Below are 19,028 nucleotides of genomic sequence, written 5' to 3' on the forward strand. Positions count from 1 at the left end.
TGTAGTAAGTCAGCATGATGCTGATTCGAAATAAAAGCCATCAAAGTTAATTTGATGGCTTTTTTATGTCGCTATTAATTTTAAAGCAGTTGATAGTTCTAGTGTAGCAGTTTCCAGTTCGAACTTAGCAGTTGACAGTTCGAGCTTAGCAGTTGACAGTTCTAGTGTAGCAGTTAATAGTTCGAGCATAGCAGTTAATAGTTCGAGCGTAGCAGTTGTCAGTTTTAGTATAGCAATTGTCATTTCGAACTTAGCAGTTGATAGTTCGAGTAATGTAGTTGTCTATTCTTGCCTTAATCTAGGCGAGATTGCATACTCGGGAAAAAATACTTATCTATGATAAGGATTAAAACTAAAAAAGCCATCACGTTAAACATGATGGCTTTTCTTTATTAGATAGAACAGAATTAGTTTTCGACTACTACACCCATTGCACAGAATTTTTCAATTCTAGTTTCTATTAGCTTATCAGCATTTACATTTTTCAATTCTTTTAAATCTTTTACAATTTGTACTTTAAGAGTTTGAGCCATTAATTCTGGGTTTTGATGCGCACCACCCAATGGTTCTTTTACAATACCATCAATTAAATGGTTTTTGTACATATCATCTGATGTTAGTTTTAAGCACTCTGCTGCTTTTTCTTTAAAATCCCAGCTTCTCCATAAAATAGAAGAACAAGATTCTGGTGAAATTACTGAATACCAAGTGTGCTCTAACATATATACTTTATCGCCTATTCCAATACCCAAAGCACCTCCTGATGCGCCCTCTCCTACTACAAAACATAAGATTGGCACTCTTAAAACAGACATTTCTAATAAATTACGTGCGATTGCTTCCCCTTGTCCGCGTTCTTCTGCTTCTAAACCTGGATAAGCTCCCATTGTATCTATAAAAGAAATTACAGGTTTATTAAATTTTTCGGCCAATCGCATTAAGCGTAAGGCTTTTCTATAACCTTCTGGATTTGCCATTCCAAAATTACGGTACTGTCGTTCTTTGGTGTTTTTTCCTTTTTGGTGACCAATAATCATCACGGTTTGACCATCGATAGTTGCAAAACCACCAATAATCGCCTTGTCATCTTTTACAGTTCTATCACCATGCATTTCGATGAAATCATCGCATATCAAGGAAATATAATCTAAGGTTTGCGGTCTTTCTGCATGGCGAGACATTTGAACTTTTTGCCATCCAGTTAAGTTTGTATATAATTTCTTACTTGTGGTAGCTACCTTTTCGTCAAGCTCTGCTAAAGTTGCAGACATATCTACTTTAGTTTTATCGGCAACTTGCTTTACCTTTTCAATTTGCTGCATTAAATCAGCTAAAGGTTTTTCGAAATCGAATGATGTTTTTATCTGTTCCATAAGCGGGATACAAAAATAAGTAATTATCCCGAAACATAATGCAATAAAATTTCTCTAAAAGGTTTTACATTATTTAGCCACAGATTTGCCTATTTCTTCCTGAAATAACATTAAGGAATTAAGTTAGATTAAGAATTATGACTTGTTTGTTATAAACATGATAAGGAATTTATGTTAGTGTACACCGAAAGCGTAAGGTCTTTTCATTATCAAATAAAAATTGTAGCTTTATTTAAACTTAAAATCAAACATTTAATTATGAAAATTACAAAATTACAAAATTACAAAATTACAAAATTACAAAATTACAAAATTACAAAATTAAAATTTTTGTTCCATTAATCCTTTTATTATTTATTACGTGTAAAAAGGAGCAAACAAGTCCTATTGAAAGCCTTTCTGATTTAACCAAAGAAGTGCTTGCAAAAACTTCCCTTTTAGAGTTAAAACAAGGTCAATCTTTACTTTCCTATGAAGAAAGAGAGATACTATGGAAAACAAAATTAGATTTTATCCTATCAAATGGGAATGAGAAGTTCACTTCTGAGCAGAGAAAAATAGTTATTATGCTCAAAGAATTCCTTGATAAAACAGGAATAAAAAAATTGATTCAAAATCATTCGATTAGCGCTGAATTCATGAACTCTAATCTCCCTTATTTTGAACAACATTTTTCTAAAGAGCAATTAAATATTTTAATTGAAAGTCCATATTTTAAACAAAACATGTTAATATCGACTTTCTCCTTAAAAGAAATGCAAGCATTAAAGTCTCCTACACAAGCAATGTTAATAGCACCTGTTCATTGTACCTGTAATTATGATATGGGTTGTTCTGGACTTGGAAATGATTGTGATGTGAAAGGTTGTACTACGGATAGCGACCTAGAAAGTTGTGGTTTATTTGGAACGGAAGACTGCAAGAAAAGATGTGAAGGCATTCAACCAGATTTAGACTAATGAATCTCAATAAAAGATTATTAGTTAATATTGTTATTTCTATAGTATTTACAATAGTAATAAACATAATTATCTATAACTACAGGATTCTAATAGAAAATATTTTTGCAATTAAAGTAGAGCCACTGAAACATTATGTGGCTCGCTTTTGTGTTTATTTTGTTTTTACACTTTTATTCGTAAAGCCAAAAAATACGCCTAACCAATTCTGGATAATTTTTATTCCAGTACTCTTATTAGATATTGTTACAATATTTACTGGGAGGGCATTAATTCCGTTACGTTTCCCATTTGACACGCTATATCCGTTATTTGGAATTCTATCCGGGTGTTTTTTCAGGAACAGAAATAGATTTGTAATTATATTTACTTTTTCTATAATTTTTATAGTTATATCTGACATATATATAAGGCCCAGCTTGTTATGGTATAGAAGGGAGTATAATAATAAAACGAAATACCAGCCCCAAAACATTTCTATAATGGAAAAGAAATTTATGACGGTTGATAGCACTCACATCACATTATCAGACACACTAAAAACATCAGCAAAGCTTATTGATTTATACTTTGTTGGATGTGCTCCATGCGAAGAAAAGTATGAGGTTTTAAAAATTCTTTCAACTACTTACAAGAAATCAGATTTACAAATAGCATTAATATGTGATGGAGCAATATCTTCTTATACAAACTTTATTAAGCATGCAAAAAAAAATAAATTTGATGGGATTATTTTTTTATTTGATGACAATAAGATAATAAGTAACTACAACTGGGTCAAGGGTTATCCAATAGAAATTCTATTCTCAGGAAAAAAAATAAAAAACATAGATTTTGGTTTTGGAGAACCCATTAAAGAAAAATGGATCGAAAAAGAAAAATCATTAATTAACAATATAATAAATCATGAAAAGTAAAATAAGTTTTATTTTAATCATTTTTGCATTAGCGGCTTGCAAACAAAAAAAACCTCAAATATTTGTAGACTATAAGGATGTTAACAAGTCTGATACAATCAGGCATTTCACAATTTATAACAAAGGAAACGCACCACTTATTATAGAAAATTTTACTACAAGTTGCGAATGTACTCTTTTAAAACTTGAAAAAAATCAAATAATTAACCCCAATGAAAAGATAATAGCGGATATTAAAATTGATAAATCAAAAGTTGGAACTGGCAATCAAATATTTTTAACGATAAAAACAAATGCGGTACCTAGATTAACATCTTTTCATTTCAACCTATAAAAAAGATTAAACCTCACAGGTTTTAAAAACCTGTGAGGTTTCTTATGCACAACTAAAACTTAGCTGGAACTCCAGGTTTTGGTAAAGCTTTTTCTATAAATTCTCTAATATGATCGTTACCCATTTTTAAATCTGGTTTACGAAGGTACATCATGTGTCCACTTTCATAACCTTCCCAACTCATTCTATCTTTTAATTTACCACTCGGATCCATTTGCCACATGTTATATTTAGCATTGAAATAGTCGCAAGCACCATCAAAATATCCAGATTGAACCAGTACATGTAGGTATGGATTTTGAGCCATTGCAGATCGTAAATTTTCTCCAGTACGATCGCCAGTGTTATCCCATGGATAAACAGAGCCAAACATGTTGTATTTTAAATCGGTTTTATAATTGAGTTCATTACGGATATACATATTTATAGCTGGTGTAAACGAATGCAGCCATGATGTTAATTCTGCATTGTAATCTGGACCATCACCAGCATCAGCTCTATCTATTCCTTTATATCTCGAATCTAAACGCCCAACGGTAAATCCTTGATCGCGTAGTAGCTCTTTCCAAAATAAATTGGTAGATATATCTAGATTATTTTGCATAATTACTTTTTCAGATATTCCTGAAAACCTGGCCATTTTTGCAGCTATCTTTTGCTTATCAGCTTGCGGTAAAAAACCACCTTTAGTAATTGCAGGAATAAGTTCATTAACGGTAAAGTTTTCAACTTCTGGCAACATATCCGTTAATTTTTTGCTTTGTAAATCGGTAGGTAATTTTTTATGATACCACGCCGTTGCAGCAAAATATGGCAAACGTAACGCGGCATCCAAAACTGTACCCCTTTCCATACCTAATTCTGTTGGTGATACCAAAATAACACCGTTTAGATACATCCATTGGTTACTTTGTAACTCTAAAGCTAAGCCAGAAACTCGTGTTGTTCCGTAACTTTCTCCAATTAAAAACTTCGGCGATGCCCAACGATTATTACGAGTTACAAATGTATTTAACCATTCCGCCAAATATTTAATATCAGCTCTTACACCAAAAAATTTAGTGCCTGGAACATCTTTACTTGTTGCACGAGAATACCCTGTGTTTACTGGATCTATGTAAACGATATCAGCAACATCTAAAATAGATGAACTATTGTCTTTGTAACCATACGGCTGAATTGGATATCCTTCATCATCTATATTTAAAACAACTGGGCCAGTATAGGCAATATGCATCCAAACTGATGCAGAACCTGGTCCACCATTAAAAGAAATAACTAAAGGTCTGCTTTCCCTGTTTTGAACATCTGAACGTTCATAATAGGTATAAAATAAGCCAGCAATTGGCTTTCCATCTTCATCCCAAACTGGTAAAGTACCTGTTGTGGCTTTGTAAGGAACAGCTTTTCCTCTAATAGTTACCGTATGATTGGTTACTACGGAGCTCTCTGGAACAATTGTTCTTGAGGCAATATTTGTGTTAATTTTGGACTCTTCTTTAACAGGAGCTGTTGCTGTCGGAGTTCCAGCTTGAGTTGGTTTTACACCTTGAGAACGTTGTTGAGCTTGAACAAAACTCACAAAACTTAATGCAATAAGTGTTGAGGTAAAAAATTTCTTCATTTGAGTTTTTAGTTTGGTTGCTATAAATATCAAAAATTGAAACCCATATTTAGCATCAAACACGAAATTGTTACGGATGTATAGCCGTAGATGCACAGATTAAAAATTTATAGCCAAAGATTTAGCTGATTTAATAGTCTTAATTTATACATCAAGAATATCATTTATTATTTTAATCTGCGCATCTGCGGCAAAACCAAAATTACTATTTCAAAATTGGCGCTAACACTTTTGCTTGACCATCAATCTTTTGGGTATAGGTTAACCCCAAAATTTTCGCGATTAGTGGATAAACATTTACATTTTCGAACGCAGGAATTTTTAAATTTTGTTTAAAATTGGGTCCCCAAGCATAAAAAATTGCATGCATATCGGTTAGCGCTGGATCAAAACCATGCTGACCAAAATCAGGTTTTACACCGTTTATATTAAATACTTTTGGCAAATACGGGACTAATACTATATCTCCAACTCTGTTGTAAGTATCTTCTTTTTTATTGTAATGCCATGCTTTTGGAATATTCTTACTCAAATAAACATCGTAGTCTAGCGCTTCGGCCTTTAAAGCTTTATATGTTGATTTAATAAATGCTTTATTATTTGCATACACATGTAATAAGGCATTGCCAGGTGTAACTTTAAAATGTGTTAAATCTATTGCTTTTGGCAGCGGAATTGTGTTTACATTATCAATTGCTGACATACCGTGATCTGATAAAAGAATAAAATTAACTGCTAAACCTGTTGATTTAGCGGCATCAACCAGCTTACCGACGGCGTCATCTACTAATTGAACAGCTTTTCTTGTTTCTTCTGATTCTGGTTTGTATTTATGCGCTGCTTGGTCTACTTGAGGGAAATATAAAGCAATAAAGTGTGGTCTCTTTTCTTCAGGTAATTGAAGCCAATTTTTCACAACAGCTACTCGCTTATTTATTGGAATAATTTCGCTGTAATTGTACAAATAAGTTGGTTTTATACCATCCATAGAAATTTCTGAACCTGGCCAATAAAAGATAGCACTTAACATTTTTTGCTGTTCTGCTATTACCCAAAGGGGGGTTCCTCCATACCAAGAGCTATCGGCAGCCATGGTTTTATCAGATTTCCTGTAAATAACGTCTCTCTTTTTATCGTAAAAAATGTTATCTACCACCCCATGATGCACTGGATACAATCCAGTTACAATACTATAATGATTAGGGAATGTAAGTGAAGGAAAAGAAGGTTTTAAATATTCCGCTTGTATTCCAGTTTCTCTTAATTGAATTAAATTTTTAGCGTTGTATTTATCTGCTAAATCCCATCTAAATGCATCTATAGAAATTAGAATTACGTACGGTTTTTTCTGTTGTTCAATACTATTTACTCTGTTAGGAACTATCTTCTGAGTAGTGTCTTGTGCATGAGCAGATACATTTATAAATGAAAATAATAGAACTACAAATACTAACTTCTTAATGAGCATTGTTAAATTAATTTAAAGCTTGTTTACTATAAATATGGTATTCTCCAGGAGTTAAAGTTGCACCATATGTAGTACTTGCTAAATTAATAGTTGAACCACCGGTTGCATCAATCCAAGATCCATTTGCTCCAAAATCAATGTTTGCGGTTTGATTAATTACATCGAAATTACCTACTACAACCACTGTGTTTGTGCTATTAGTTAATTTAATATATTTAAGTCCACCGTTAACGCTGTATGTATATGTTGGGCTCGTAAAAATAGTATTATTCTTTTTTAGTTTGATGAATTTACTGTAAGCATCGTATAAAGCTTTCCTACGGCTATCCGCAAAATAATCCCACTTAATTGGTTTATCGCCTGTTCGACCATTAAAATCTATACTTATATCGTATCCAAGTTCACCAAACTGCCATATCATTTTCGGACCAGGAACTGCAAATAAAAATGCTGCAGCCATTTCTTCGCGTTTTAAAGCTGTAGTTAAATCCTTAACAGAATATCCACTAACAACATTTCCATAGGTGATATTTTTAAAGTTCAATCGTTCTTCATCATGGCTTTCTATGTAATCAACCAAATTTTCAGATTTGCTAAACCCATGCTTCGTATAAAATGCCCAAGAAAAGTCTGAAGTTCCTATCCAGCCCATTGTTGCTTCGTTCATGTTATAATTCAAATTATTCCACAGCATCATCCCTTCATCTGCTAATACTTTTTCTTCACTTGCTTCTGCAAAATGTTCTAAAATCACATAAAAATTATTTGGATCTATACTTTTGATGTAATTGTTGTATTCTTTCCAAATCGCAATTCGACTTGCATCATAAGCAGCAAAACCTGCATCATTTGTAGAGTAATTTTGTGTAAATCCTTTCGATAAATCAAATCTAAATCCATCAATTTTATATTGTTGCATCCAAAATTTAACCACATTTTTAACAAAATATTTAGTCGCTGCATTCTCGTGATTAAAATCATAACCCACATTATACGGATGTTTAGCATCTACATTAAACCAAGGACTATTTGAAGTGGGTTTACTACCATCAAAATACAATTGTACCATAGGTGATTGACCAAAAGAATGGTTTAGTACCATATCCATAATTACAGCAATTCCTTTACCATGACATTCGTCTATGAAGTTTTGCAAAGCAGTTTTAGACCCATAATATTTATCAGGTGCGAAATAATAAGATATATTATAACCCCAACTTAAATTGCCTTCAAACTCTGTTACAGGCATTAATTCGATTGCATTAATACCTAAGTCTTTTAAATAATCTAATTTTTGAAGTGTTGATGTATAACTATGATCCGTTGTAAAATCGCGAATTAACAATTCATATACTACTAAATTATCTTTTGCTGGCCTAGTAAAACTTCCATTTTTCCATGTATAAACTGCCTGATTTGCTTGCATTAGACTTACAATTCCAGTTGTCTTTCCAGTTGGATATGCTTTTAAATTTGGATAGGTTACTGATGAAATATAACTGTCATTGTTAGGGTCTAACACTTTCTCGCAGTAAGGATCTGCAACTTTCAATGTTCCATCTACAAAAAATTGATATGAATATTCTGTATTCGGATTTAAGTTATCAATTTGAACCCACCAAGTTGTATTGTCTGGTGCCAACTTCATTTGATAAGCGGGTAAAGTTTGCCAATCGTTAAAATCGCCAATTACATATACGGTTGATTTTGAGGGTGCATATAAAGTTACAATTGCTGATGTACCACCATTTATAAATACTACACCATCTTTAGCTGCACTTGGTAATGGATAGGTTGGAGTTGTTGGTACTGTAGGTGTAGGTGGTGTTGGATCTGGTTCTGGGAACGTTCCCGATTTTTTGCAATTAAAAAGCAAAGCGACAATTGCAAACAATAAAGGATAAATCAATTTTTTCATACGTGGGATTATATTTGGACTCAAAAATACTTAATATTAGGTATTTATGTCTATAAAATTAACTGTAATTTTCATTTAAATAGTTATTTAAAAAAACATTCACAGCATGAGCCATCAATTAATGTCTGTCATTATTCGTAAATATGGCTTGATTAATTCAATTGAGCATTTAATAAATGGCTTTAATACCTCAGGCAAAATTCACATTGAACATTTAATTTATGGTTTCGATGATCTTTCTAAATATCCAGAAGATTTTCAGCTTAGTTTTTATCATATTGTGCAAAAAATTTTCCAAAATATTATAGAACATGCCAAGGCTACAAATGCAATTTTTCAATTGATAGAACATCCAGATTCTATTAATTTATGTATAGAAAATAATGGAAAAGAAATAAATAGCGATATATACGATCGCAATGTAAAAAAGGTTGGTCTATTACCTGATCGGATAGATTATTATGAAGGAAAAATAAGTATTGAAAGACAGCATGGTGAAGGAATGCTTATTGTAATTGATATTCCAACTCAGCATATGATTTCTCTTCATCTTAATTAATTAAAAAACATGCACTACATCCTTTGTTTAAGCTTTTGCGTAAATAAGTACTAAACAGCTAAAATTAAACTAGTATTTGTGTGACATAACTCATTAATTAGACTACATTAGCTAAAATTAAAAAACCGCACCTACCACACTTTACATAAAATATGACAAAGAAAGTCAAGTTTACGAATACCAATAAATCTACCTTTTATGCTACCCTACGTAAACGTGTTGATGAACATTTTGATCAAAAACAAATAAGTGTGCATGCCAATGGCGCTATGTGGTTTAAAGCAGTTTTCTTTTTAGGAACCTTTATTACCTTGTATCTTTTGATTTTATTAGGTGGTTTTAATCCGATATTAATGTTGGGCATGGCTATTTTGTTAGGCATGTTTGGTGCTTTTGTTGGTTTTAACATTTGTCATGATGCTATTCACAAGGCTTTTTCTGATAAGCCCTCTATTAATAAATCATTTAGTTTTTTATTTAGTTTAATTGGCGCTAGCGCTTATGTTTGGAGCATTTGCCATAACATTGTACATCATACTTACACCAACATTTCAGGACATGATGAAGATATTGATGTGGCACCAGGCTTAATTCGCTTTTGCGAAAATGAACCTGTGAATAAATTACAACGCTATCAGCATTTTTATGCTTTTGGACTGTATAGTTTAGCTATGTTATCTTGGGTTTTTAGAAAGGATTATAAGAAATTTTTCCAAACAAAAATTGGTTGCCAAGTGGCAAATCATCCAAAAATTGAATATTTTAATCTGTTTTTCTTCAAATTTCTATATTATTTCCTATTCATAATTTTACCCTTATTTGTTGTAGATATCACATGGTGGCAATTTTTAATTGGGTTTTTAGCTATGCAATTTGCACAAGGTTTGGTATTGGGTTTAGTTTTTCAATTGGCTCATGTAGTGGAGGGAACTAGTTTTCCTCATCCAAATAACGAAGGAAATATTGAAGAAGCTTGGGCAGCACATCAAATGATGACTACTGCTAATTTTGCAGTAAATAGTAAACTTGCTGGTTTTATATGTGGCGGTTTAAACAGACAGGTAGAGCATCATCTTTTTCCAAAAATATGTCATATTCATTATCCTGCTATTGGCAAAATTGTTAAGGATACCGCTTTAGAGTTTAATCTTCCTTATATAGAAAGTCCAACTTTTTTAAGTGCATTAAGTTCTCATTATCGTATGTTGAGGAAATTAGGTAAAGAAGCATATATAGCGAAAGAGAAATTAGCCATAATACCTTGTATTCTTACACCAAAAATTAGCACGCCTTTATAACTAGCTAATTTCTTTCAATCAATCGAACAAAAAAATATATTATTTGTTAATTGGGGATATAAAATTTCTTAATTTACAATGAACTATTTTAACAACGCATGAATTTTGGCTTCATTAGTAGAGGTGGAGAATGTGGTGAACTAATCCGTTCTATTGATTGGATTAAAAACCCTCTTGGGCCTATAGAAAAGTGGCCTCAAAGCTTACGTACTACACTTAGCATTCTGCTAAATTCTAAATTTCCAATGTTTTTATTTTGGGGGCCAGAATTAATTTGCTTTTATAATGATGCTTATCGCCCTAGTTTAGGTAACGAAGGAAAACATCCAGAAGCTATGGGTCAACCTGGCATAAAGGTATGGCCAGAAATTTGGGAAATTATTAAACCGTTAATTGATCAGGTACTTTCTGGAGGTGATGCCACTTGGAGTGAGGACCAACTAATTCCAATTTATCGTAACGGCAAAATTGAAGATGTATATTGGACTTTTAGTTATAGTCCAGCTTATGATGAAACTGGAGAACCTGCTGGGGTTTTTGTCACCTGTACGGAGAGTACACCAAAGGTAAAAACCTTAAAAGCCTTAAGTGAGAGTAAAGATGAGCTTGAATTTGCCTTAAATGCAGCAGAATTAGGCACATGGGACTATAACCCAATTACTAATAAATTTACTAGTAATGCTCGCTTAAAAAAGTGGTTTGGCATTTCTTCGCATACTGAAATCGACTTATCTATTGCACTTAACTCTATTGCTGAAAGAGATAGAGAAAAAGTAAACGAAGCCATCTCAAAAGCTCTTGATCACTCATCTGGAGGAACTTATACTGCAAAGTACACCATTGTCAATGCAAAAACTGGAAAAGAACGGATTGTAAAAGCAAAAGGTAAAGCATTATTTAATGATCAAAATATAGCCTATCGTTTAAATGGTACATTGCAAGATATTACAGAAGAAGTTGCCGCTCAAAATGCATTTAAAGAAAGTGAGGAAAATTTTCGCAAGTTAATTTTACAGGCTCCAGTAGGAATGATTATTTTGAAGGGGGAGCAGCTTTTTGTAGAATTAGTGAACGATGCTTATCTAAATATTGCGGGTAAAAACAGGGAAGAATTTGCTGATAAAACGCTATGGGAGGCTCTCCCAGAATCTAAAACATTAGGATTTGATAATATCCTTAAAAAAATAATGCAAACTGGCGTTGCTCATCATGGTAATGAACAACCAATCACTTTAATCAAAAATGGTCAGAAACAAACAGTTTACATCAACTATGTGTATGAGCCATTGAAAGATGCAGACGGAAGCATTAATAGGATTATGGTTGTGGCGATTGATGTGACTGAAATGCTCGAAAGCAAACGCAAAATTCAAGATGCGGAAGAAAGAGCTCGGTTATCAGCTGTTGCTGCAGGATTAGGCACTTTTGACCTGGATTTACGTACTGGAGAAATGAATACCTCTGAACGTTTTGATGAGATTTTTGGTTATAAACATCACGTTCCAAGAGCTAGCTATGTAGCCGCCATTCATCCTGATGATCATGAATTACGCTTAAATGCCCATAGACGGGCTTTAGATATTGGACAAATATATTATGAAGTAAGAGTTATTTGGGAAGATAAATCTATCCATTGGATAAAAGTTCAAGGAAAAATTTATTACGACGCAGATGGAAAAGCGTTACGGATGTTGGGTACAGTTATGGACACTACGCAACAGCGAAATGCCAAAGAAGAGCTAATACGAATTAATCAAAGATTAGAAATTGCCTTAGAAGCTGGAAGATTAGGGTCCTATGAGTTAGATATTAAAACAAACAAAATTAGATTTTCTGATCAATTCAATAAGAATTATGGCGTTTTACCCAAAAAGAAGTTAACCTATGCTGAATTACTTAATTTTATTGAGCCACATTTTAAAGAGAGCGTAGTTAATGCAATAAATACTGCAATTTTAGATGGAACTATTTACCAAGCTGAATATCAAATTCGGTGGCCAGATGATTCCATTCATTGGATTAAAGAATCTGGCAAGGCTCAATATGACGAGAAAGGAAATCCGCTAACATTTATCGGTGTATCTTTTGATATCACTGAAACCAAACAATTGCAACAACAAAAAGATGATTTTATTGGTATTGCCAGCCATGAATTAAAAACACCAGTAACTAGTATTAAAGCTTATACTCAAGTATTAGAGCGAATTTTGTTGAAAAAAGGCGATGTAATGGAGGCTGGTTTGATGAAAAAGATGGATTTACAACTTAATCGTCTTACTAATTTAATTGGGGATTTATTAGATGTAACTAAAGTAAATTCAGGAAAATTACAATATAACCTCACTCATTTCGATTTTAATGAAATGGTTAGATCTGAGGTAGAAGAATTACAACGTGCCACAGAAAAACATGAAATTGTAGAGAATTTAGAAGAAGTGGGTCTAGTTTATGCAGATAAAGAGAGAATAAGTCAGGTGGTTACAAATTTAATGACCAACGCCATTAAATATTCTCCAAATTCTGAAAAGATTATAGTGCATACTACAATAGAAAGTGATAATGTTTTGCTGTGTGTAGAAGATTTTGGCATTGGTATAGCCGAAAATAATTTAAATAAAGTATTTGAGCAATTTTATCGCGTGAGTGGAAGTATGCAGCATACATTCCCAGGTTTGGGATTGGGGCTTTATATCTCTTCTGAAATTATTAAACGTGAAGGAGGGAAAATTTGGGTAAGTAGTAAAGAAGGAGAAGGATCTAAATTTTGGTTTTCTATTCCATTACAACGACCAATTGGTTAATTAACAATGTAGGCTCGATTTTTGCGCATAAATTAAAGATGAACAACCCAAAACGAATTACTGTTGCTGACGATGATCCTGGTATTTTAGATGCAGTTGGAATGATGCTAGAAATGGAAGGTTACATTGTAAATGCTACACTAAATGGAAATACTATACTTACTTCTCAAAATGAATTACCAGACATTTATGTCTTAGATATTTGGATGTCTGGTTCTGATGGTAGAGAATTGTGTAAAAAACTGAAAAGTGAAGAACGCACTAAACATATTCCAGTTATTTTAATTTCAGCAAGTAACGATTTAAAACATTCTGCCGAAATTGCTGGGGCTGATGATTTTTTACCTAAACCTTTCGAAATAGATATGCTGTTAGCCAAAATAGAAAAAGCCTTGCTTAATTAAACAAGGCTTTTTGGGGATAATTAGTATTATGTAGTGTACTTCTTAAACAAACTGCTAGCAGTATGTCCACCAAACCCAAAGGTGTTGTTTAGCACATAATTAACAGTTTGGAAGATGGGCTTACCTAAAACAATTTTTAAACCATTAGGCACTTCATCAGCTAGTTTTTGAGTATTTATTGTTGGAGGAATGATATCGTTTTTAACGGACAACACTGAAATAATACTTTCGACAGCACCCGCAGCACCTAACAGATGACCAGTCATAGATTTCGTTCCGCTTATAGCAACTGGTAAATCACCAAATAAATTTTTAATGGCTACCAATTCACTAATATCGCCGATACCTGTAGAAGTTGCATGTGCATTAATGTAATCTACTTCTGCTAAACTAATGCCTGCCTCTTCCACTGCTTTTTTCATACCTAAAACAGCACCTAATCCTTCGGGGTGTGTACCAGTTAAATGATAGGCGTCAGCAGCCATTCCACCACCTACTAATTCTGCATAAATATGTGCACCTCTAGCTAAAGCATACTCTAAATCTTCAAAAATTAATGCGCCTGCGCCCTCTCCCATTACAAAACCATCTCTATCTACATCAAATGGTCTTGAAGCTTGTTGTGGATTTTCATTATTTTTAGATAAAGCTTGAGCAGAATTAAAGCCTCCTACTGAAGCCTCAGTAATCGCTGCTTCAGATCCACCAGCTATCATTACTTTCGCTTTGCCTAATCTAATGGTATCAAAGGCATTGATGATTGCTGTATTTGAAGATGCACAAGCAGATACTGTACAATAATTTGGTCCATGCAGTTGATGACGAATTGATATTACACCTGCTGCAATGTCAACAATCATTTTGGGAATAAAATAAGGATTGAATCTAGGTGTGCCATCGCCAGTATTGAACTCTTTTAACTGACTTTCAAAAGTAGCAATACCGCCATTTCCAGTTGCCCAAATTACGCCAATTTCATAGCGCTCTTTTTCATCCATTGATTCAAAATCAAGTCCTGAATCTTTAATTGCTTGATCACTTGCTGCAATAGCGTATTGAGTAAATAGATCATACTTTTTGGTTTCTTTTTTATCCAAATAGGTTTCAATCTCAAAATCTTTAACTTCGCAAGCAAAATGGGTTTTGAATTTAGTACTATCAAATTTTGTAATTGGTCCAGCCGCACTTTTCCCAGCAACTATATTATCCCAAAATTCATTTACTGTATTTCCTAAAGGTGTAATTGCCCCTAGGCCAGTAATCACAACTCTTTTCATGTTTTAGTGATTAGTCTTTATCTTTTCTTTAACTACTTTTTGCACCAATTGTTCTATTAATGGTCCTGCAATTAAAATACAAGGCACTGCAATCAAATAGGCAATGAGCCACGATTTAATCCATATGTGTAAAAAATCGTTTATAAAACCCAAATTAACACCTATTACTGTGAAAGAAATAATACCAGTCGTCAATAATGCCATTAATAAGGCAAAGGCTATTTTCCTTTTTAGATGAAATGACATCTTTTTAAGAGTTAACGCTCTCTAACCATGCTTCTCTGTTTGCATTCATTACATTCAAAGCATCAGTAGGTGAAGAAAGGAACAATTCGTAAATTTTAGCGGTATCACCTACTCGTATTTCAAAATCGTTATTGGCAAATGCTACTAAAAACTCATTAGCAACTTGTGATGGATGAATACCATTATGGCCACCTATTGCTGCTGAAAGTTGTGTGTCAACTAAAGGGGGCATTAATTCGAATACTTTAATTGCTGTATTTTCTAAACTTAATCTTAATGAAGTAGTATATGAATGCAAGGCAGCTTTACTTGCAGCATACGTCGGCAAAGTAATACCTGGCACATAAGCCACAACTGATGATACATTTATAATTGCAGCCGCTTCTTGTTTTAACAATACCGGTAACAATGCTTGGTTTAATTTAATAATAGAAAGATAATTGGTCAACATTTCTTCTTCTGCAATGCTAGAAGCATCTTTACTTTGGTCAGCCAAATTATAAGCCTCAGCTCTACCTGCATTATTAATCAATACATTTAAATTTGGAAAATCTTGGTTAATGGTAGCAACCAATCGTTTTACATCGTCTGCATTACTTACATCTGCTTGAATAGCACTTACATTGCCTAGTTTAGCTTTTGCACTAGCTAATCGATTTTCATCTCTGCCCACTATGATTACATGATTTCCTTTTTCACTTAATAATTTTGCTGTTTCGAAACCAATACCTGCACTACCGCCGGTAATTAATATGGTGTTGTTTGTAGTTTTCATTTTTTATTGTTTTTAAATTTTAATTTATCTTTATATACCAATCGGTATATTTTGTTTCAAATTTTTTTAATCGATGCTTTGGATCATTTTTTTCATAGATTGAAGCACCATGGTTACATACTGTTTGTTATCTAGCAATTTTGCAATCATCATAGATCCTTCTATCATTGCAATCATTGTAAAGGCAATTTGTTCTGCATTCGTGTCAGATTTAAACTCTTTGTCTTTTATACCTTGTTCTATAATCTTTACAATTGTTTTTTTCCAGCTAAGAATAGCTTCGGTAGCTTTTGTTCTTAATCCTGCATGGGTATCATCTGCTTCTACTGCAGTATTTAAAACGGGGCATCCACCTTCTGTAAATGGTGGATTTAAAAACTTCTCATATTGCTCTGCATAAACTAACAATTTGTTTCTAGCACCTTTTTGTTGAGATAGGTCACTATTAATAATATCGGTTAGTTTTTTAAGATTATAATCAAAAACAGCTAAAGCTACCTCATCTTTATTCGCAAAATTGCCATAAATGCTTCCTTTGGTTAAACCTGTTGCAGCAGTCATATCATTTAATGAAGTACCAGCAAACCCTTTTTTATTAAAGATTGGCGCTGTTTTTTCAATAATGTATGCTTTCGTTTTTTCTGCTTTTGTCATGACATTTAAATTGACAGCACAAATATATACCGATTGGTATTATCTTGCAAATTTATTTTATCAAAATGATTTTGAACAGACAAATGAAATCTTAAAATGAGGAATCTCATTGCGTATTAAACAAAGAGATTCCCTTAAATTGCTAAGATTATAATTTAAATTTTATTCCTCCATTCATTACAAAACCATCAAGTGGAGCATAGATATCTCTAAATTGAGGATTGGTTAATGTACCTGTGTAAATGGAATCAAAACGTGTTTGGCGTACATCTAAAAAATTCTCAAAGTTGATGTAAATTGAGAAACGATCCCAAATCTTCTCCGCCATAAAACCTGTGGTTACAAAACTTTTACCAAGCGAACCATCACTTAATAATTGCTTGCTAAATGAATAAGCTTCTAAACCAATTTTCCACTCATCCTCTAATTCGTACATTAGAACAGCATTAACTCGATGTTTAGCCGTTAACGTATTTTCCATTTTCACTCCGTTTTGATGCTGATGTGCATCGGTATACGTATAGCCTAAAAACAATTTAAAATCTTTGTAGCCCAATTTTACATTTGTTTCAGTCCCCTTACTTTCTATATTTCCTTTCACGTTTACGAACTGATAATTTCCATTGCCAACAGATAATAATTGCAACGGATTTCTAAGATGGGTGAAGAAAAATAGATGATTAATAGTAAAAGAAATCGTTTGGTTAAATAGTGCAGTGCGATAATTAATGTCCAAATTAGCGCCATAACTTTTCTCTAACTGATTTTCTGTTTTATTAATCGGTAATACATTTCTATACTGAATTCTTTCGCTATCTTCTGTAAAAATTGTAGGCGCTTTATAACCTAAACCTCCACCTAAACGAGAAGTAAGTTTAGGATTAATTTTAAACAGCGTTGATATCCTTGGTAAAAAAGCAAACCCATAATCACTCACATGATCTACTCGCATTCCTGTTTCTACATGCAACCAAGGATTAGCTTTCCATGTATTTTGCACAAAAGCTCCAGCAGTTGTTTGATTGTAATTGCGCAAAGCGGAAGATGATAATCCTTGCTCCTTAAAGCGATCTGTCCATAAATTTATACCACCAATCCATTCTATCTCTTCGCCATGATTTGCATAATTAGCTTCAGTAAAAGTGGAATATTGAGTGCCATTAAACTCATATCCTGGTGTATTTAATACTCGGTTAAAATAACTCAAGCTATTTTTTACTGTAAAATGTCCGCATTTACCTAAATCATGATCTAGTGAAAATTGGGTACTGATGCGTTGGGTTTTATTTTGCTCGAAATAAGTGTGTAGTGCATCGGCATCTCCTTTTATATAGTGCATATCTCCGCCAATTCGATCTTCAAAAGTGGTATTTACACCTAATATTAGTGTGGTTTTAGCATTTGGATATAAGAATAATTTTGGATTGAATGTAAAACGTTCCGATTTAGGAATGGCTGATAAATCGATATTTGCAGGATCATAAGCAGCATTATTTTGATACGCAGCAAATAAAGTAGTCCCTATTTTCTCATTACGCTTGCTATAAAACCCATTCAGGCTTAAGCCTAATGCATCTGTCCCATCAAAATGGAAATTCAATTCTTTTTCCTTACCCGGAGTTTTAGAAATCAAGTTAACTAAACCAGCAATTGCACCCCCGCCATACAAAGTAGATGCCGATCCTTTAATTAATTCGACTTGTTTTAAATCTAATGGTGGAATTTGTAATAAACCCAAACCACTAGCAGCGCCAGCGTATAATGGAAATCCATCCTTTAAAATTTGGGTATATCGACCATCTAAACCCTGAATACGAATGGCAGCATTAGCTGATGTTGCGGAAGTTTGTTGCGTTTGAATACCTGTACTTTCACTCAACATCATCCGAATATCTCCAGGTTTCATATTCGCTTTTTCTTCCAATTCTTCTCCAGCAATAAATTCAACTCTTGTAGGAATATCTTGTATGCTTCTTGAGCTTCGGGTAGAAGAAATAGTTACTTCTTCTAATTCATCCTCAGTTGCTTTCAATAAAATTGTGGTTACTTCAGTTTGAGTAAAAGGAAATTTTAAAACAATCGTGTTTTCCTCATATCCAACCAATTTAATAAGGATGGTTTGTGTTCCATCTGGAATAGCATTTAAGGTGATTAGACCTTCATTATCTGCCTTTGCACCTACAGAAGTTCCTTTTAAAAACGCGGTTGCAGTAGGTAATGGCTCTTTGGTTTCGTTATCAATAATGCGGGCTCGCCATGTATTTTGCCCAAAAGTTAGTGTCGTTATAAATAATGCCAGTATTGACAATATGATTTTTTTCATCTGTATTTTAATAATTGATGTAATAGAATTATGCATTGCTACATTGTTCTATTATTAAATGGATAATGATATTATTTTGAACTGCCATACAGATGCTT

Annotated in this window: 18 protein-coding genes; 7 read left to right on the forward strand and 11 right to left on the reverse strand. The window is 33.2% G+C overall.

What is annotated here, in order from left to right:
* Nucleotides 1–63 precede the first annotated feature (63 nt).
* Nucleotides 64–243: a hypothetical protein gene (locus ACHMWN_RS01705; RefSeq protein WP_397297240.1), complete on the reverse strand. Its 180-nt coding sequence runs from the start codon at nt 241–243 to the stop codon at nt 64–66.
* A gap of 164 nt (nt 244–407) precedes the next feature.
* Complete coding sequence (locus ACHMWN_RS01710) at nt 408–1,373, reverse strand: acetyl-CoA carboxylase carboxyltransferase subunit alpha (protein ID WP_397297242.1); 966 nt, start codon at nt 1,371–1,373, stop codon at nt 408–410.
* 416 nt (nt 1,374–1,789) lie between these two features.
* On the opposite strand from ACHMWN_RS01710, the gene ACHMWN_RS01715 reads away from it, so the two are divergent.
* Nucleotides 1,790–2,332 carry a bacteriocin fulvocin C-related protein gene (locus ACHMWN_RS01715; RefSeq protein ID WP_397297243.1) on the forward strand — a complete coding sequence of 181 codons (543 nt, stop codon included), beginning with the start codon at nt 1,790–1,792 and terminating at the stop codon, nt 2,330–2,332.
* A gap of 154 nt (nt 2,333–2,486) precedes the next feature.
* Here ACHMWN_RS01715 and ACHMWN_RS01720 read toward each other — a convergent pair whose 3' ends face one another.
* Nucleotides 2,487–2,735, reverse strand: a complete 249-nt coding sequence (locus ACHMWN_RS01720; protein WP_397297244.1) for a hypothetical protein — start codon at nt 2,733–2,735, stop codon at nt 2,487–2,489.
* A gap of 79 nt (nt 2,736–2,814) precedes the next feature.
* On the opposite strand from ACHMWN_RS01720, the gene ACHMWN_RS01725 reads away from it, so the two are divergent.
* Both ACHMWN_RS01725 and ACHMWN_RS01730 read left to right on the forward strand, forming a co-directional pair.
* The gene (locus ACHMWN_RS01725; protein ID WP_397297245.1) at nt 2,815–3,249 is read left to right on the forward strand and encodes a hypothetical protein; all 435 of its coding nucleotides are present in this window, start codon (nt 2,815–2,817) and stop codon (nt 3,247–3,249) included.
* Complete coding sequence (locus ACHMWN_RS01730; protein ID WP_397297247.1) at nt 3,239–3,583, forward strand: DUF1573 domain-containing protein; 345 nt, start codon at nt 3,239–3,241, stop codon at nt 3,581–3,583. The genes ACHMWN_RS01725 and ACHMWN_RS01730 overlap by 11 nt, the downstream gene beginning before the upstream one ends.
* A 52-nt stretch (nt 3,584–3,635) precedes the next feature.
* Here the strand turns inward: ACHMWN_RS01730 and ACHMWN_RS01735 are convergent, their stop codons facing one another.
* From ACHMWN_RS01735 to ACHMWN_RS01745, 3 genes are all read right to left on the reverse strand, one after another.
* Nucleotides 3,636–5,207 carry a S10 family peptidase gene (locus ACHMWN_RS01735; RefSeq protein WP_397297249.1) on the reverse strand — a complete coding sequence of 524 codons (1,572 nt, stop codon included), beginning with the start codon at nt 5,205–5,207 and terminating at the stop codon, nt 3,636–3,638.
* Nucleotides 5,208–5,412: 205 nt separating this feature from the next.
* The gene (locus tag ACHMWN_RS01740; RefSeq protein WP_397297250.1) at nt 5,413–6,675 is read right to left on the reverse strand and encodes an ectonucleotide pyrophosphatase/phosphodiesterase; all 1,263 of its coding nucleotides are present in this window, start codon (nt 6,673–6,675) and stop codon (nt 5,413–5,415) included.
* Between the two features lie 7 nt (nt 6,676–6,682).
* Nucleotides 6,683–8,593, reverse strand: coding sequence for an alpha-amylase family glycosyl hydrolase (locus ACHMWN_RS01745; protein WP_397297252.1), 1,911 nt, complete (start codon nt 8,591–8,593; stop codon nt 6,683–6,685).
* Nucleotides 8,594–8,699: 106 nt separating this feature from the next.
* Here ACHMWN_RS01745 and ACHMWN_RS01750 point away from each other — a divergent pair, with 106 nt between their 5' ends.
* The 4 genes from ACHMWN_RS01750 (at nt 8,700) to ACHMWN_RS01765 (ending at nt 13,655) form a co-directional block, all read left to right on the forward strand.
* Nucleotides 8,700–9,152, forward strand: a complete 453-nt coding sequence (locus ACHMWN_RS01750; protein ID WP_397297253.1) for a sensor histidine kinase — start codon at nt 8,700–8,702, stop codon at nt 9,150–9,152.
* A gap of 152 nt (nt 9,153–9,304) precedes the next feature.
* Nucleotides 9,305–10,450, forward strand: a complete 1,146-nt coding sequence (locus tag ACHMWN_RS01755; protein WP_397297254.1) for a fatty acid desaturase family protein — start codon at nt 9,305–9,307, stop codon at nt 10,448–10,450.
* Nucleotides 10,451–10,548: 98 nt separating this feature from the next.
* Nucleotides 10,549–13,251, forward strand: coding sequence for a PAS domain-containing protein (locus ACHMWN_RS01760; protein ID WP_397297255.1), 2,703 nt, complete (start codon nt 10,549–10,551; stop codon nt 13,249–13,251).
* A 38-nt stretch (nt 13,252–13,289) separates the two neighbouring features.
* Nucleotides 13,290–13,655: a PleD family two-component system response regulator gene (locus ACHMWN_RS01765; RefSeq protein ID WP_397297256.1), complete on the forward strand. Its 366-nt coding sequence runs from the start codon at nt 13,290–13,292 to the stop codon at nt 13,653–13,655.
* A gap of 26 nt (nt 13,656–13,681) precedes the next feature.
* Here ACHMWN_RS01765 and fabF read toward each other — a convergent pair whose 3' ends face one another.
* The 5 genes from fabF to ACHMWN_RS01790 form a co-directional block, all read right to left on the reverse strand.
* The gene (gene fabF, locus ACHMWN_RS01770; RefSeq protein WP_397297257.1) at nt 13,682–14,932 is read right to left on the reverse strand and encodes a beta-ketoacyl-ACP synthase II; all 1,251 of its coding nucleotides are present in this window, start codon (nt 14,930–14,932) and stop codon (nt 13,682–13,684) included.
* 3 nt (nt 14,933–14,935) lie between these two features.
* Entirely contained in the window at nt 14,936–15,178 is a 243-nt protein-coding gene (locus tag ACHMWN_RS01775; RefSeq protein WP_397297259.1) for a DUF2798 domain-containing protein, read from the reverse strand.
* Between the two features lie 4 nt (nt 15,179–15,182).
* Nucleotides 15,183–15,953: an SDR family oxidoreductase gene (locus ACHMWN_RS01780; RefSeq protein WP_397297261.1), complete on the reverse strand. Its 771-nt coding sequence runs from the start codon at nt 15,951–15,953 to the stop codon at nt 15,183–15,185.
* Nucleotides 15,954–16,019: 66 nt separating this feature from the next.
* Complete coding sequence (locus ACHMWN_RS01785; RefSeq protein ID WP_397297262.1) at nt 16,020–16,607, reverse strand: TetR/AcrR family transcriptional regulator; 588 nt, start codon at nt 16,605–16,607, stop codon at nt 16,020–16,022.
* Nucleotides 16,608–16,755: 148 nt separating this feature from the next.
* Nucleotides 16,756–18,930, reverse strand: a complete 2,175-nt coding sequence (locus tag ACHMWN_RS01790) for a TonB-dependent receptor domain-containing protein (protein WP_397297264.1) — start codon at nt 18,928–18,930, stop codon at nt 16,756–16,758.
* Between the last annotated feature and the right edge of the window lie 98 nt (nt 18,931–19,028).

Source organism: Pedobacter sp. UC225_61, from assembly GCF_044452285.1.
Taxonomy (GTDB): domain Bacteria; phylum Bacteroidota; class Bacteroidia; order Sphingobacteriales; family Sphingobacteriaceae; genus Pedobacter.